We start from the raw sequence: 15,383 nt of genomic DNA on the forward strand, positions 1-15,383 counted from the left end.
TACTAATGGTAAAATTAAAGTAATATAAACTGTGTTATTTTGGAGGAGAAAAATTTGAAAGTAGCAATTATAGGTATGGGAACTGCTGGCGTAAGCACTTTAAACCAATTGACTAAACATAAAAATTTTAAAAACATCACCGTGGATATTTTTGATAGTTCAGAAGACATGGGGATGGGGAAGCCATTTCAAAATGATAGTGATCGTTTACTTATTAATCTTCCGGCCAATCAAATGTCATTAGATCCAGATGACGAAAAAGATTTTAAAAAATGGTATAAAAACAATGACATTTTTGATTATGGAAAAGCAAAGTATTTACCAAGATTAGTTTTTGGTCATTATATGAAATCTATTTTACATAATATTTTAAACAAATATGATAATATCTTCGTTCACAAATACAAAGTTGATAGTTGCTATGTTGAAGAAATTAAAGATGAGCGAGGACAATATAAAATAGATATTTGTTATATAGAAGATAATGAAGCGGTATGTCAAAAATATGATTATGTTTTTATGACGATTGGAACTTTACCTTACAAAGATCCTTATAAATTAAAAGGTGTGAAAGGATATATAGAATCACCTTATCCAACTGTACAATCTTTGAGAGGCGTTAAAGAAAATGACGATATTGCTATTATTGGTACAGGATTAAGTTCAGTTGATGTTATTCGATATGTTATGGAAAACCATAAACAATTTCCGATTGTAGTGACTTCTAGACATGCTCAGTTTCCGACAGTTCGTGGTATTAACCATGATATTAAATTAAAGTATATTTGTGTTGAAGAAGTAGAAAAAATCAAAAAAATTCATAAAGGAATAGCACCATTATTTGAAATAGAAGAATTGTTTAAAAAAGAGTGTGAATATCAAAATATTGATTTAAAGAAAATGTTACATCGATTTAAAAAAGATAATGTAATCAATATAAAATATGATTTAAAGCATGAAGACGAAGTTGGACACTTCCAATCCTTTGTTGAAGAAGTAAAACATAATATGATTCCACTATGGAACGCAATGACTATAAAAGATAAAGAAACATTTTTATCTAAATACGGTCAGCATTTTAAAAGAAACGCTAACCCCATGCCACAATCTTCAGCTAAACAATTAATTGAATGGATAGAAAGTGGAGATGTAGTTGTAAAAGAAGGATTAGAAAACGTTCGTAAATATTATGGGAAATTTAGACTAAAATATAAAAATAGTGAAAATGAAGATAGTTATCACTATGTTATTAATGCAACAGGTCCTAAAATGCATTTATCTGAATTAAATGAGGATGAGCATTTTATAAAAGGTTTAGAAAATAAACAAATCATTGCGCCTCATCCTTTTGGTGGTATTTTAGTAGTGCCATATTCTAATGAAATAATTAGCCCTAAATATGGAACAATGCCAAATTTAAAAGCAATAGGACAAATTACAAGTGGTGTAAATTTTGATGTTAATGGCGTTTCATTATTAGTGGATGAAACAGTTAGAGCCGTTAATGATTTATATATTGAACTAGAAGAAAGAAACTTAAAAAATAATAACAGAAAGAAAAAGTCGAAAAAGAAGAAAAATAAATAAATATATTAAATTTAGTAATATATTTGTAAACCATACTATTTTAGTATAGAATATGGTCATCAGTGATTACTGATGATTATAATTTAATAATATTCTTTCGGGGCTGGGTGAAATTCCCAACCGGCGGTAATTCAAGCCCGCGACCTGCATTTGCTTAGCATTTGTGGCTGATTCAGTGAAAATCTGAAGCCGACAGTATAGTCTGGATGGGAGAAAGAATAGACGAAGCGTATACAATACGCTTATTTCGTTATACAAAAATGTTTTTGTCTTTAATCTATTAAAGGCTTATTTCTTGATACATTTTTTACTCCCAAGACACCGAAATGTTAATTTTCGGTGTCTTTTTTTCATTTTTAGGAGGTATATAAATGAATCAATATTTAGAATTTGCTATTCAATTAGCTGAACAATTAAAAGGACAAACTAGTACGAATCCCTCTGTTGGTGCTGTTATCGTAAAAGATAATAGAATTATCGGTTTTGGTGCTCATTTAAAAAAAGGTGAAGCACACGCCGAAATTCAAGCACTTAATATGGCTGGTAAAGAAGCAGAAGGTGCAACAATATATGTTTCTCTTGAACCGTGTTCACACTATGGTTTAACACCGCCGTGTTCTGAAGCAATAATAGAAAGTGGTATTTCTAGAGTAGAATATGCTGTGAAAGATGGATCACTAAGTAAAAGTGGACACGATATGCTTGAAGAGGCAGGAGTAGAAGTAATACATTCGCCTTCAAGTAGAGCGGAGGAATTATATAAAGAATTTTTTATTCAACAAAAGAAGAAGACACCTTTTGTAACATTAAAAATATCAACTAGTCTAGATGGGAAAGTTGCTACTGATTTTAAGGAAAGTAAATGGATTACATGTAAAGCAGTGAAAGAAGATGTACTTCATTTAAGAAGTGAAAATGATGCAATTATTACGGGTGGCGGCACAGTGAGAGAAGATAACCCGCTACTAACATCACGAAAACCAAACTTCAAAGAGCCAAAACGCATTGTTTTATCCCAACAGTCTTCTTTCGATGAAGATTTACAAATTTTCAAAGATCGAGATAATCCTGCAATAGTAGTAACAAACCATCCAAATTTTGAAATTAAAGACACACAAAATATTGAGTTATATAAAAGTGATTTATCAAATTTAGAAAACATGCTTCAACTTCTATATAAATTAGGTTACGCGAGTGTTTTAGTAGAAGCAGGACCAACACTTGTTAGTCAATTTATAGAACAAGATTTAGCTGACCAATTAATTATTTATCAAGCCCCGAAAGTAATTGGTGGTCAAGGCAAATATCAATTTTATCAAACAAATGATGTTTATCCTTTATCCAAAATTAAACAGTTTAAATTTATATCAACAGAAATCATTGACGAAGATCTTAAATTAATTTTAAGAAAGTAGTGAGTGTATGTTTACAGGAATAATTGAAACAGTAGGTACGATTAAAAATGTGAGCACAAAAAGTGGTGTAAAGTCATTATCAATACAAGCTCCAGAAATATGTGATGATTTGTCACTAGGAGATTCAGTAAGTGTCAATGGTGTTTGTTTAACTGTTACAGAACGAAATGATTCATTATTTAAAGTTGAAGTAATTACAGGCACAATTTCTGTGACATATTTAGAAAATCTTACGGTAAATGATCAAGTGAATCTGGAACGTGCAATGTTAGCGAATGGAAGATTCGGAGGACATTTCGTTAGTGGACATGTTGATGGCAAAGGTATTATAAAGCGCATCACTAAAAGAAATGATGAATGGTTAATCGAAATTAATGTAGATGAATCATTATTAAATCAAATGATTGATAAAGGTTCGATAACTGTAGATGGAGTAAGTTTAACGATATTCAAGTTAAATCAAAATTCATTTGAAATTCATCTCATACCTGAAACAAGATTACGTACGATTTTTGTAAATAAAAAACAAGGTGATTCTGTACACATAGAAACGGATTTATTGTTTAAATATGTTCAAAAAATAACGAATCAAAATAACAGTCAATTATCACAAGAAAAATTACTGAATTTTGGATTTTAGGAGGCTAACTATGTTTGATAGTATTGAAGCGGCATTAGAAGATTTGAAGTTAGGCAAACCTGTTATTGTAGTGGATGATGAAGATAGAGAAAATGAAGGCGACTTAATAGCAGTATCAGAATATTTAACTGTTGATACAATTAATTTTATGGCTAAATTTGCTAGAGGATTAATTTGTGCGCCTATTAGTCAACAGATTGCAACTCAACTTGATTTACACCTTATGACAAGTACTAATGATAAATTCAAAACAGCTTTTACTGTAAGTGTTGATCACATATCTACAACTACTGGTATTAGTGCATTTGAAAGAACGGATACAATTAAAGCGTTAATCAGTGAAAGTTCCGGCGATGCTTTTGTTAAACCAGGACATGTTTTTCCGTTAATTGCGAAAGACAATGGTGTGCTTGAAAGAATAGGGCATACGGAAGCTTGTATAGATTTAGCAAAATTAACTGACGCAAAACCAGCTGGTGCAATTTGTGAAATAATGAATGATGATGGAACTATGTCTAACCGTGAAGAGCTATATACATTTAAATTAGAACATGATTTGAAAATGATAACGATAGAAGACTTAGTAAAATATAGAAAAAAACATGATCAAATCGTACAATTTGAATCGAAAATTAAATTGCCAACATCTTTTGGAGAATTTGATATGTATGGTTTTTCATCACAATTGGACGACAAAGAATATTTAGCGATTACTTCAGGTGACATAAAAAATGATACGAACGTTCGTATTCATTCAGCTTGTTTAACTGGAGATATTTTTCACAGTGCGAGATGTGATTGTGGTGAACAACTTGAGTATGCGATGAAATACATCAAAGAGCATGGTGGTATTATTTTATATTTACCACAAGAAGGTAGAGGTATTGGTTTAATTAATAAATTAAAGGCATATGAATTAATTGAACAAGGTTACGATACAATCACAGCTAATAAAGCTTTAGGGTTTGAAGCGGATTTAAGAGATTATACGGAAGCTATTCATATATTGAAATATTTCAATATTAATCATATTAAACTAATTAGTAACAATCCAGATAAGTTCCAACAGCTTAACGACTTAGGTATTACAATAACAGAACGAATACCAGTTGTGATGAATCCAAATGTTAATAATCAATCTTATATAGATACAAAAAAAGAAAAAATGGGTCATTTATTATAATTGAAATGGAGAGAATTGAAATGAAATTTGAAAGTAAAATGAATGGATCAGAATTAAAAATAGCAATTGTAGTAGGTAGATTTAATGATTTTATTACAGGAAGACTATTAGACGGTGCAAAAGATACTTTAATTAGACATAATGTCGAAGAAGAAAATGTACATGTAGCTTATGTACCGGGTGCTTTTGAAATTCCATTAGTAGCTAAAAAATTAGCTAACTCAGGGAATTATGATGCTGTCATTACATTAGGGTGTGTAATTAGAGGCGCAACAACACATTATGATTACGTATGTAATGAAGTAGCAAAAGGCGTATCTAAAGTAAGTGATACAACAGATATACCTGTTATCTTTGGTGTTATAACTACGGAAACAATAGAACAAGCAATAGAAAGAGCAGGTACAAAAGCTGGTAATAAAGGTGGAGATGCAGCTCTAGCAGCTATTGAAATGGCTAACTTATTAAAAAATATAGAAAAAACAATATAAAATAGTTCATAAAAAAACTCCTAACATGTTGGTTATAAACCGATGTATTAGGAGTTTTTCTATTAAATATAATTAAAACCGTGTAATGATTATTTTTTTTATTTGTTTTTCTTAAACAATGCAATACTACCAATTGTTAACAATGATGCAGCTGCAACTCCTGCCGCTCCCGTGATAAATGTCTTTTTGTTTTTTGCACTGAATATATCTAATAGCATTAGATTAATATTTTGAGGTCTCTCTGCTAAACGGCGCATGAAATAACCGAACCAATCTTCCCCGAATGGTACATACATAGTAAAGTTGTATCCTTCGTCAGCTAATTCATATGCATAGTCAGTTCTGAAACCGTATAGCATTTGGAATTCAAATGAATTTTTATCGATATTATGGTTTTTAACAAATTGTTTAACATGATTAATAATGTTGTGATCATGTGTAGCAATAGATGTAAAAGCATTAGCCGTTAACAGTCTGTGTTCAATTAACTTTATATAATTTCTATCTATTTCTTCTTTAGTTTGATAGGCGATGTGAGGGCCTTCTTTATAAGCACCCTTTACTAAGCGAAGCCTTAAATCTTGATACTTATCCATAATATTCATTGCGTCGTGTAAGTATGCTTGAATTACTGTGCCGACATTATTGAATTCATTTTTCAATTTATCAAGTATTTCAGTAATGCCAACTAAGTCTTCAAATTTTTCAGCATCTATGTTAACAAATGAATTATCAAATTCTTGAGCTTTTAATAAAATTTCCCGAGTATTTTGATAAGTAAAATCTTTATCAATATTAATCCCTAATTGTGTTAACTTAATTGAAACATGTGCTTGAATATTAGCGTTATAACATCGTCGCATTATTTCGACGATATTTTGTTGTGCTTCTAACGCTTCATGGCGTGAAGTTACAAACTCACCTAAATTATCTAACGTACAAGAAATTCCTCTTTCATTTAATTTCTCTACTGTATCGATTGTTGAATCAATATCAACTCCCGCTACAACCTTTTTCGCACCAAGTGCAGGACCCATTCTCTTAGCTGATTCATTCATAAACTTATTGTTAGATAATGCAATAAAAAAATCTTTAACGACAGGCATAGCAAGTCCTCCTTAATCAAATATCTTCTTTCTTTTATTCTATCATGTATAATATAATTTAGTTAAGCGTTTTCATACCAATAAAATATATTTTTACACTAATAAAAGAAAAAGACATAAAAATAACATAAATAACAACCTAGAAAAGGGTGTTATTCTTTAATTTGATCCATTGTAGGAGAAATTGGTTCAGATGCTATGCTAATGGCATGAGGGAGAAACGTAAGTATTAGAACAGATAACAAGAATTTTTTAAAGAAACGCATAGGTTAATGCTCCTTTAAATCATGACGTTGTTTACATTTTCAATATAACATTTGATTATGAAGTTGTTGCGAAGTTAATGTTAAGATTCAATTTATACAATTATTAATTTATTGTTAAGATACGGTTTAAATCTTTAGAATAACTTAATAAAACATAGCCATGTCACGTGTTACAATGTATGAGAATAGAATTGTTAACAAAGGAGTAATCGTTATGTTTAGGGATATGGCGTTTTATATATTTGGGAAACCGTTAGATAGCTTTTTACAGTTATTCGTATTTGAACCTATTTTAATAAGTGTTATTGCAATTTTAATAGCTATGATAACAAAGAAATCGTGGACAGTATTTGTAACAGTTATTGTATTAAATTTAATAGATAACTTTTTATTAGTAACATATCAATTTAGCGGGCAGGGGCTTGGAACAATCCTATCTCAAAATGTATTGTTCTTCTTCCAAAAATTCTTCTCAATGTTCTATGAGATTATAATTTCTTATATCGTTGTTAAGTTACCGTATATGCACAGTAAATTTAAAATTGCTTAAATTAAAAAGGGAGTGGGACAGAAATCTCATTTTAATAAATAGATTTCGTAGTCCCACCCCGGCAAGGATGACTAGGATTGGAAAAAGCTTGATATAAGTGTATTTTCAATCCAGTCAGCTACTGCCATTATAAAAAAAGAGGCTGAGACTTGTATTTATGTCACAGCCTCTTTTTTTTATTGTGAATGTTGCAAGACGGGCTGCACGTGCAACATAATGCCCCTGAATGTTGCAAGACGAGGTGCACGTGCAACATAATGCCCCTGAATGTTGCAAGACGCGGTCCACGTGCAACATAATGTCTCCGAATGTTGCAAGACGCGGTTCACGTGTAACGCAAGCAACAACTTCAATTTATCGTCTTCATCTTTTATCAGTGTAATGTTAAAATTATTGGTTATCTTTATATAATTTTCCTTTTTCAATATATGATTGATTAATTCTGTCTAGTTCTTCATAGTCTTTGTCTGTTAATTCTCTTACTACTTTTGCTGGTCTACCAAATGCCAATGTGCGCGGAGGTATTTTCTTGCCAGGTGGTACTAGTGAACCTGCGCCAATGAATGCATATTCTCCAATTTCAGCTCCATCCAATATAGTAGAATCCATTCCTATCAGTGCATTTTTGCGAATAATGCTAGAGTGCAATGTAGCTTTATGTCCTATTGTAACATTATCTTCTATTATTAATGGTTGATCAGGACTTTGGTGTAGACAACTTAAATCTTGAATATTAACACCATTGCCTATTTTTGTAGGTGCTACATCACCTCTAATAACAGCATTGAACCAAACTGAACTTTCTTTACCTATTTCAACATCCCCGATAATTGTGGCATTTTCTGCAATATAACTACTAGAATCAATTTGAGGTGTTTTATTGTTAAAAGATTTTATCATTCAAGATTCTCCATTCTTTTTAAAAAATTTGTTATACTAAGTTTAACAAAAAAGTAGCTATTTAGGTAAAAGGAGTAATATATTATGTGGAAATGGGAAACTGAAAAAGAAGCTAAAGGTATTGTAGTAATCGTACATAATATGCTTGAACATACTGGACGTTACGCGTTCGTTATTACAAAGCTACGTAGAGAAGGTTACCACGTTATTATGGGTGACTTAAGAGGTCAAGGACAAACTTCAAGAGTACATAGAGGGCACATAGATGATTTTGAAGAATATCATGAGCAAGTTTTAGAATGGTTATCAATAGCGGAGGAATACCATTTACCTGTTTTCACTTTAGGCGTTGGATTAGGTGGATTGATTCTTTTAAATTTATTAGAGAAAGTAGACTTAAAAGTTGAAGGTGTTTTACTTATTTCTCCATTAGTAGCTTTTCAACAAAATATTTCGACAAGAAGAAACTTTTTAGCTTCTAGCTTCGGTACAGTTGCAAAAGATGCAAAATTTGACGCTGGAATTACTATTGAAAGTTTAACTAGAAATAAAGAAGTAATCGATGATACAAATAACGATGCTTTAATGCTTAATAAAGTTAGCTATCATTGGTATAAGACAATTTTAGAAACGATGAAGACGACAATGGAAAATCTTCAACATATATCATCTATTCCATTACTATTGATGTCAGGTACAGAAGATAAAATTGCTGACTTAGATTCTATTAAATCAGTAGCAAGACACATTAATACAAATGAGCTTTATTATAAATCTTGGCATGGTTTAAATCATGAAATACACAATGAACCTGAACGAGAAAATGTCATGAGATACTTGATATCATTTATGAATAACCGTATTCATTACGTAGGCTTACTTATAGAAGATGAAGAATAAGAAATAATAATCATACATAATAAGATTTAAACCTATCATTGTGGGTATATTATATTTATATGACACACTGGAGGAGAGCTTATGGGATATAAAGAGGGCGATATAAGTGACTTAATCTTATTAGATGATATTCAAAAAAATATAAATAATATTTTTGATAATATTGAAGAGAAATTTCAAATTGAAAAAGAAGAATTTTTAACATTAGTAGTTTTATGGAACAAAGGTTCAATGAGTTTAAAAGAATTGGACGAACACATTGATATAAAACCATATAAAAGAACTAGGTTATATAATAATTTAGTTAAAAAAGGTTGGATTAAAAAGACAAGGCCGGAAGATGATGAAAGAACAGTTATCGTAGAAGTTAATCAAGAGTTTGACGAGCATAAAAATGAATTAATTAAATATGCTTGTGAGGAAATTAAAAAAAGACAAACTTTGTTTGAAGAGCAATTCAAATCTATAGTTGATACATGTAATATCTAAACGAAACTACATATACTTCCACTTATTTAATTTATAAAATGTAAAAAGAGTCCGGGACATGAATTTGTTTCGGGCTCTTCTATTATATTGGTTGTAGTTGAGCAAGGGGATAAAAATTCATTCGTAAGTTAATGTTATAGTTAATCCAATAAGGAATAATAGCTCTTGTTTTATAAGTTATATTCAAAAAAGAGGCTGGACATAAATACATGTCTCAGCCTCTTTTAATATAATGGCAGTAGCTGACTGGATTGAAAATGCGCTTATATCAAGCTTTTTCCAACCCTAGTCATCCTTGCCGGGGTGGGACTACGAAATCTATTTATTAAAATGAGATTTCTGTCCCACTCCCTCTTATTAATTTCTTTTTTCTATACCTATAATATATGGAGGATTATTCTTTTGGTTAATAAATTGATAGTTTAATACATGTGCTTCATTTTGATCTATATTTTTAACAAAGTTTAATACATCATTTGATTCGATTTGTCCTTCTGGATGTCCTGGATAAACAACTAGCACAATGATGCCATTCTTTTTAGTTAATTCGAATAATGATTGAATGGCGGATATGGTAGTATTTGAGTTTGTTGTGATGCTTTTATCTCCTTTAGGTAAATAGCCTAAATTAAAGATAGATGCGTCGATACTATTATGTTCTGCAGAAATGATATCGGCAGCTTTTTCATGTCCTTCTAAGTAATATTGAATATTGTTATATTCTTTTGTTTTTTCTTTTGTGGTGTTAATAGCTTTTTCTTGAATATCAAAAGCATAAACTTGACCATTTGTTACTTGATTGGCAAGAAATAATGTATCATTTCCGTTACCGCAAGTTGCATCAACTACGATACTATTTTTATCTATATGACTTGAAATTAAATGCCTAGCAAATGGCAATATTCCTTCTACAATCATGATTGAACGCTCTCAGCTTTAATGAATTTTGAACCTTGCATTGTCCCACGAGCTTTTAATTCATTGTCTATAGAATTCAATACTTCCCATTTATTAACGCTCCACATTGGACCTACCATTAAATCGATAGGGCCGTCTCCAGTAATTCTATGAATAATCATTTCTTCTGGTAAAATTTCTAACTGATCACAAACAAGATTTGTATAATCTTCTTGTGTCATAAATTCAAGCATACCTTTTTCATATTGTTTAACCATAGGCGTACCTTTTAATAAATGTAGAAGGTGAATCTTAATTCCTTGTACATCCATTTGAGCTACTTCTTTAGCTGTTTCCATCATCATATTATAATCTTCACCAGGTAAACCATTAATAATATGTGTACATATGTTGATGTTATGCTTTCTTAATTTTTCTATACCTTCATAGTAGCATTTCATATCATGTGCACGATTTATAAGATCAGAAGTTTCTTGATGCACAGTTTGTAATCCTAATTCTACCCATAAATATGTACGTTCATTTAATTCAGCTAAATATTCAACAACATCATCAGGTAGACAATCTGGTCTTGTTGCTATAGATAAACCTACAACATTTTTTTCAGACAATGCTGCTTCGTATTTTTCTCGTAACACTTCGACTGGGGCATGAGTATTTGTGAAAGCTTGGAAATAGGCGATATATTTACCTTCAGACCATTTTTCATGCATTTTATCTTTAATTTCTTTAAATTGTACATGAATTGGTTCAGCTCTATTACCAGCGAAGTCACCACTACCAGCAGCTGAACAGAAAGTACAACCACCATGAGCAACGGTACCATCTCGGTTTGGACAATCAAATCCACCATCGAGTGCTATTTTAAATATTTTTTCACCAAATTTATTTTTTAAATGATAATTCCATGTATGATATCTTTTGTTATCAAAGGCAAAGCGGAATTGTTCTGTCAATTTATTTCACATCCTGTTCTACAAACTTATCTAAAGCATTTTAACATATAATATTGAACTTTTGCAGAAAAAGGTTTAGACTATTCAAATTGAGAAAAAAATTGACGGGAGTGATGCCCTTTGAAAATGCCAAAAATCGTAAAGTGGCTTATTATTGGAATGGCAATTAATATAACGGGCGCTAGTTTTTTGTGGCCTTTAAATACGATATATATGAATGAGGAATTAAATAAAAGTTTAAGTACCGCCGGTGTTGTATTAATGATTAACGCATTTGGGAGCGTAATCGGAAATTTACTGGGCGGTTCTTTATTTGATAAAATTGGTGGTTTTCGATCTATCATATTTGCTTCTATTATAAATATAGGAAGTTTAGTTGGTTTAAATTTCTTAAATGACTGGCCGTGGTATCCTTTCTGGTTAGTTATTCTAGGATTCGGTGGTGGCATAATCGTACCTGCAATTTATGCGATGGCTGCAGCAAGCTGGCCTAATGGAGGAAGAACAACATTTAATGCTATTTATTTAGCTCAAAATTTAGGTGTTTCTATTGGTGCTGCAGCTGGTGGTTTTGTAGCAGACTTCAGCTTTAAATATATATTTATGGCTAATTTGTTATTATATGTTGTATTCATTATTATAGCTTTACGTTATTATAATGTAGATTTAAATGTAAATGTGAAAAATAACGAGGGTATTTCAAGTGCTGTAGAAGTTAAAGATAAAAAGAAATTCAAAGCACTGATTTTATTATGTGTGATGTTTAGTTTATGTTGGATTGGTTATGTTCAATGGCAAACGACAATTGCGACATATACACAATCAGTAGGCATCTCCTTGAAGCAATATAGTCTTCTTTGGACTGTCAACGGCGTGTTAATATTAGCTGGACAACCATTAATCGCACCATTTATTAATCGTTTTAAAGAACGTTTAAAATTACAAATGGGTGTTGGATTAGGTGTTTTTATAGTTAGTTATTTAGTAACAAGTGTGGCGGAACAATTTACGATGTTCGTTGTAGGTATGGTTATTTTAACTTTCGGTGAAATGTTTGTTTGGCCAGCAGTTCCGGCAATTGCGAATAAACTTGCACCTAAAGGTCGTATGGGAGCATATCAAGGTATTGTAAATGCATCTTCAACTGTAGGTAAAGCTTTTGGGCCTGTAGTGGGTGGTGTTATCGTAGATGTATTTGATATGAAAGTCATGTTCTTTAGCATGATTGCCTTAATTCTTGTTGGTTATTATTTCTTAATAATTTACGACAAAGGAATAAAAAAGGGGAATGTTGCATAAAATGAAATAAAACTTGCAAATTCCTTAGAAATTGAATAATATTAAGAATGTATAGGAGTAGTAACTTTAATGCGAATCTTTAGAGAGTCAGTGGTGGTGGGAACTGATGATATCCATTAAGTGAACTTACCAGATGATAGTATTAAATTAAAGCAATCTTAAACCATATAAATGAAGTGCACTTTTTAAGTGAATTCTGGGTGGTACCGCGGCATTATATTTTAGTCGTCCCAACTGTAACTATGGTTTGGGGTGGCTTTTTTTATTTTACAGGAGGAACAATTAATGAATTATAATCATCAACAAATCGAGAAAAAATGGCAAAATTATTGGGAAAATAATAAAACATTTAAAACAAATGACAATTTAGGTCAAAAGAAATTTTATGCTTTAGATATGTTCCCATATCCATCAGGAGCTGGATTACACGTAGGACATCCAGAAGGTTATACAGCGACTGATATTATTTCAAGATATAAACGCATGCAAGGGTATAACGTTTTACATCCAATGGGGTGGGATGCGTTTGGTTTACCAGCAGAACAATACGCTATTGATACTGGTAATGACCCTAAAGCATTTACTGCTCAGAACATAGCTACGTTCAAGAGACAAATTCAAGAACTTGGCTTTTCTTATGATTGGGATAGAGAAATCAATACAACAGACCCAGAATATTATAAATGGACTCAATGGATTTTTATTCAGTTATACAATAAAGGTTTAGCATATGTAGATGAAGTAGCAGTTAACTGGTGCCCAGCTTTAGGTACAGTATTATCTAATGAAGAAATTGTCGATGGTGTGTCAGAACGTGGTGGACACCCAGTAGTACGTAAGCCAATGAGACAATGGGTATTAAAAATAACTGAGTATGCTGATAGATTACTAGAAGATTTAGAAGACGTAGATTGGCCTGAATCTATTAAAGATATGCAAAGAAACTGGATTGGTCGTTCAGAAGGTGCAGAATTAACATTTAACATAGATGATACAGACTTATCATTTAACGTATTTACAACTCGTCCAGACACAATATTTGGTGCTACTTTTGCAGTGTTATCACCAGAACATCCATTAGTAGATAAAATTACTACTGAAGATGAAAAAGAGGCAGTAGATCAATATAAACTTGAAGCTTCTCGTAAATCTGACTTAGAAAGAACAGATTTAGCAAAAGATAAAAGCGGTGTATTTACTGGAGCATTTACAACTAATCCATTTACAGGTCAAAAAATGCCTATATGGATTGCTGATTATGTATTAATTAGTTATGGTACAGGTGCTGTTATGGCAGTTCCAGCACACGATGAAAGAGATGGAGAATTTGCTGAAAAATTCAATTTAGACATCGTTACTGTATATGATGAAGATGGAAAAATGATAGATTCAGACAAGTTAAATGGTCTAACTCAAGAAGAAGCGGTACCTAAAGCAATTGAAATGTTAGAAGAAAAAGGTATCGGCGAGAAGAAAATTAGCTATAAATTAAGAGATTGGTTATTCAGTCGTCAACGTTATTGGGGTGAACCAATTCCAGTAATACATTGGGAAGATGGCACAATGACCACTGTACCTGAAGAAGAATTACCGTTGTTATTACCAGAAACTGACCAAGTTAAACCATCTGGTACAGGAGAATCACCATTAGCTAATATTGATGAATTTATTAATGTAGTAGATCCAGAAACAGGTATGAAAGGTCGTCGCGAAACGAATACTATGCCACAATGGGCTGGTAGTTGTTGGTATTATTTAAGATATATAGACCCTCACAATGATGAAATGTTAGCAGATCCCGAAAAACTAAAACATTGGTTGCCTGTAGATTTATATATTGGTGGAGTAGAGCATGCAGTGTTACACTTATTATATTCAAGATTTTGGCACAAAGTTCTTTACGATATCGGTGTAGTTCCAACGAAAGAACCATTCCAAAAATTATATAACCAAGGCATGATACTTGGTGAAGGTAATGAGAAAATGAGTAAATCTAAAGGTAATGTTGTTAATCCGGATGATATCGTTAAATCTCACGGTGCAGATACATTGCGTCTATATGAAATGTTTATGGGACCTTTAGATGCGGCAATCGCTTGGAGTGAAAATGGTTTAGATGGTTCACGTCGTTTCTTGGATAGAATCTGGAGATTACTTGTAACAGAAGAAAATCAAATTACAGATAAGGTTGTAGACGAACAAACACCTGAATTAGATAAAGTTTACAATCAAACTGTTAAAAAAGTAACTGAAGATTTCGATACATTGAACTTTAATACAGCTATCAGTCAGATGATGGTGTTTATCAATGATTGTTATAAGCAAGATAAATTAAGTAAAGCTTATGTTGAAGGCTTTGTGAAAATGTTATCGCCTATAGCACCTCATATTTCAGAAGAACTATGGGCAAAATTAGGACATGACGATACGATTGCTTATGAAGAATGGCCAACATTTGATCCTTCTTTACTTGTAGACAATGAAGTAGAAATTGTTATTCAAGTTAATGGTAAATTAAAAGAAAAAACTAAAGTTTCTAAAGATTTATCTAAAGAAGAAATGGAACAGTTTGCTTTAGAAATTGATAAAGTGAAACAAGCAATTGAAGGCAAAACAGTACGTAAAGTGATTGCCGTACCTCAAAAATTGGTTAATATTGTAGCAAATTAAAAAGAGGAGTGTA

At 31.6% G+C, this 15,383-nt stretch carries 14 protein-coding genes and 1 riboswitch; of the genes, 10 read left to right on the forward strand and 4 right to left on the reverse strand.

Features of this window, described 5'->3' with window-relative positions; all coding sequences use genetic code 11:
* Positions 1 to 54 precede the first annotated feature (54 nt).
* The 5 genes from ACNMOQ_RS05490 (at position 55) to ribH (ending at position 5,316) form a co-directional block, all read left to right on the forward strand.
* Positions 55 to 1,587 (forward strand): FAD/NAD(P)-binding protein, encoded by a 1,533-nt coding sequence (locus tag ACNMOQ_RS05490; protein ID WP_218688425.1) that lies wholly within the window; start codon positions 55 to 57, stop codon positions 1,585 to 1,587.
* Positions 1,588 to 1,676: 89 nt separating this feature from the next.
* A riboswitch (FMN riboswitch) is annotated at positions 1,677 to 1,809 on the forward strand.
* Positions 1,810 to 1,958: 149 nt separating this feature from the next.
* Entirely contained in the window at positions 1,959 to 3,002 is a 1,044-nt protein-coding gene (ribD, locus tag ACNMOQ_RS05495; RefSeq protein WP_416350322.1) for a bifunctional diaminohydroxyphosphoribosylaminopyrimidine deaminase/5-amino-6-(5-phosphoribosylamino)uracil reductase RibD, read from the forward strand.
* Positions 3,003 to 3,009: 7 nt separating this feature from the next.
* Positions 3,010 to 3,642: a riboflavin synthase gene (locus ACNMOQ_RS05500; protein ID WP_017000837.1), complete on the forward strand. Its 633-nt coding sequence runs from the start codon at positions 3,010 to 3,012 to the stop codon at positions 3,640 to 3,642.
* Positions 3,643 to 3,652: 10 nt separating this feature from the next.
* On the forward strand, positions 3,653 to 4,825 hold the full coding sequence (gene ribB, locus ACNMOQ_RS05505; RefSeq protein WP_239703710.1) for a 3,4-dihydroxy-2-butanone-4-phosphate synthase: 1,173 nt from the start codon (positions 3,653 to 3,655) through the stop codon (positions 4,823 to 4,825).
* Between the two features lie 20 nt (positions 4,826 to 4,845).
* Positions 4,846 to 5,316 carry a 6,7-dimethyl-8-ribityllumazine synthase gene (gene ribH, locus ACNMOQ_RS05510; RefSeq protein WP_416350323.1) on the forward strand — a complete coding sequence of 157 codons (471 nt, stop codon included), beginning with the start codon at positions 4,846 to 4,848 and terminating at the stop codon, positions 5,314 to 5,316.
* Positions 5,317 to 5,414: 98 nt separating this feature from the next.
* Here ribH and ACNMOQ_RS05515 read toward each other — a convergent pair whose 3' ends face one another.
* On the reverse strand, positions 5,415 to 6,422 hold the full coding sequence (locus tag ACNMOQ_RS05515) for a proline dehydrogenase family protein (protein ID WP_064205369.1): 1,008 nt from the start codon (positions 6,420 to 6,422) through the stop codon (positions 5,415 to 5,417).
* A 480-nt stretch (positions 6,423 to 6,902) separates the two neighbouring features.
* On the opposite strand from ACNMOQ_RS05515, the gene ACNMOQ_RS05520 reads away from it, so the two are divergent.
* A complete protein-coding gene (locus ACNMOQ_RS05520; protein ID WP_017000832.1) occupies positions 6,903 to 7,238 on the forward strand; it encodes a hypothetical protein in 336 nt (111 codons plus the stop codon).
* Positions 7,239 to 7,628: 390 nt separating this feature from the next.
* Here ACNMOQ_RS05520 and ACNMOQ_RS05525 read toward each other — a convergent pair whose 3' ends face one another.
* The gene (locus tag ACNMOQ_RS05525) at positions 7,629 to 8,138 is read right to left on the reverse strand and encodes a gamma carbonic anhydrase (RefSeq protein ID WP_416350324.1); all 510 of its coding nucleotides are present in this window, start codon (positions 8,136 to 8,138) and stop codon (positions 7,629 to 7,631) included.
* 84 nt (positions 8,139 to 8,222) lie between these two features.
* Here ACNMOQ_RS05525 and ACNMOQ_RS05530 point away from each other — a divergent pair, with 84 nt between their 5' ends.
* Together ACNMOQ_RS05530 and ACNMOQ_RS05535 are read left to right on the forward strand one after the other, a co-directional pair.
* Positions 8,223 to 9,038: an alpha/beta fold hydrolase gene (locus tag ACNMOQ_RS05530; RefSeq protein WP_064211687.1), complete on the forward strand. Its 816-nt coding sequence runs from the start codon at positions 8,223 to 8,225 to the stop codon at positions 9,036 to 9,038.
* A gap of 81 nt (positions 9,039 to 9,119) precedes the next feature.
* Positions 9,120 to 9,527 carry a transcriptional regulator, SarA/Rot family gene (locus ACNMOQ_RS05535; protein WP_064211688.1) on the forward strand — a complete coding sequence of 136 codons (408 nt, stop codon included), beginning with the start codon at positions 9,120 to 9,122 and terminating at the stop codon, positions 9,525 to 9,527.
* Between the two features lie 357 nt (positions 9,528 to 9,884).
* On the opposite strand, the gene mnmM is transcribed toward ACNMOQ_RS05535, so the two are convergent.
* On the reverse strand, positions 9,885 to 10,445 hold the full coding sequence (gene mnmM / locus ACNMOQ_RS05540; RefSeq protein WP_103269102.1) for a tRNA 5-(aminomethyl)-2-thiouridylate-methyltransferase MnmM: 561 nt from the start codon (positions 10,443 to 10,445) through the stop codon (positions 9,885 to 9,887).
* Positions 10,442 to 11,401 carry a tRNA modification radical SAM protein MnmL/YtqA gene (mnmL, locus tag ACNMOQ_RS05545; protein WP_017000066.1) on the reverse strand — a complete coding sequence of 320 codons (960 nt, stop codon included), beginning with the start codon at positions 11,399 to 11,401 and terminating at the stop codon, positions 10,442 to 10,444. Before mnmL ends, mnmM begins: the two co-directional genes overlap by 4 nt.
* Positions 11,402 to 11,521: 120 nt before the next feature.
* Here mnmL and ACNMOQ_RS05550 point away from each other — a divergent pair, with 120 nt between their 5' ends.
* Together ACNMOQ_RS05550 and leuS are read left to right on the forward strand one after the other, a co-directional pair.
* The gene (locus ACNMOQ_RS05550) at positions 11,522 to 12,700 is read left to right on the forward strand and encodes an MDR family MFS transporter (RefSeq protein ID WP_325889591.1); all 1,179 of its coding nucleotides are present in this window, start codon (positions 11,522 to 11,524) and stop codon (positions 12,698 to 12,700) included.
* Between the two features lie 285 nt (positions 12,701 to 12,985).
* A complete protein-coding gene (gene leuS / locus ACNMOQ_RS05555; protein WP_064205232.1) occupies positions 12,986 to 15,370 on the forward strand; it encodes a leucine--tRNA ligase in 2,385 nt (794 codons plus the stop codon).
* Positions 15,371 to 15,383: the final 13 nt, after the last annotated feature.

It is taken from the genome of Mammaliicoccus lentus (assembly GCF_947036595.1).
In the GTDB taxonomy this organism is placed as follows: domain Bacteria; phylum Bacillota; class Bacilli; order Staphylococcales; family Staphylococcaceae; genus Mammaliicoccus; species Mammaliicoccus lentus.

What these genes read in the sequence shown, in the direction of transcription:
- ribD (WP_416350322.1), top strand. Translation starts at nt 1,959, where the DNA reads ATGAATCAATATTTAGAATTTGCTATTCAATTAGCTGAACAATTAAAA.
- ACNMOQ_RS05530 (WP_064211687.1), top strand. Translation starts at nt 8,223, where the DNA reads ATGTGGAAATGGGAAACTGAAAAAGAAGCTAAAGGTATTGTAGTAATC.
- ACNMOQ_RS05520 (WP_017000832.1), top strand. Translation starts at nt 6,903, where the DNA reads ATGTTTAGGGATATGGCGTTTTATATATTTGGGAAACCGTTAGATAGC.
- ribH (WP_416350323.1), top strand. Translation starts at nt 4,846, where the DNA reads ATGAAATTTGAAAGTAAAATGAATGGATCAGAATTAAAAATAGCAATT.
- ACNMOQ_RS05525 (WP_416350324.1), bottom strand. Translation starts at nt 8,138, where the DNA reads ATGATAAAATCTTTTAACAATAAAACACCTCAAATTGATTCTAGTAGT.
- leuS (WP_064205232.1), top strand. Translation starts at nt 12,986, where the DNA reads ATGAATTATAATCATCAACAAATCGAGAAAAAATGGCAAAATTATTGG.
- ribB (WP_239703710.1), top strand. Translation starts at nt 3,653, where the DNA reads ATGTTTGATAGTATTGAAGCGGCATTAGAAGATTTGAAGTTAGGCAAA.
- ACNMOQ_RS05500 (WP_017000837.1), top strand. Translation starts at nt 3,010, where the DNA reads ATGTTTACAGGAATAATTGAAACAGTAGGTACGATTAAAAATGTGAGC.
- ACNMOQ_RS05535 (WP_064211688.1), top strand. Translation starts at nt 9,120, where the DNA reads ATGGGATATAAAGAGGGCGATATAAGTGACTTAATCTTATTAGATGAT.
- mnmM (WP_103269102.1), bottom strand. Translation starts at nt 10,445, where the DNA reads ATGATTGTAGAAGGAATATTGCCATTTGCTAGGCATTTAATTTCAAGT.
- ACNMOQ_RS05515 (WP_064205369.1), bottom strand. Translation starts at nt 6,422, where the DNA reads ATGCCTGTCGTTAAAGATTTTTTTATTGCATTATCTAACAATAAGTTT.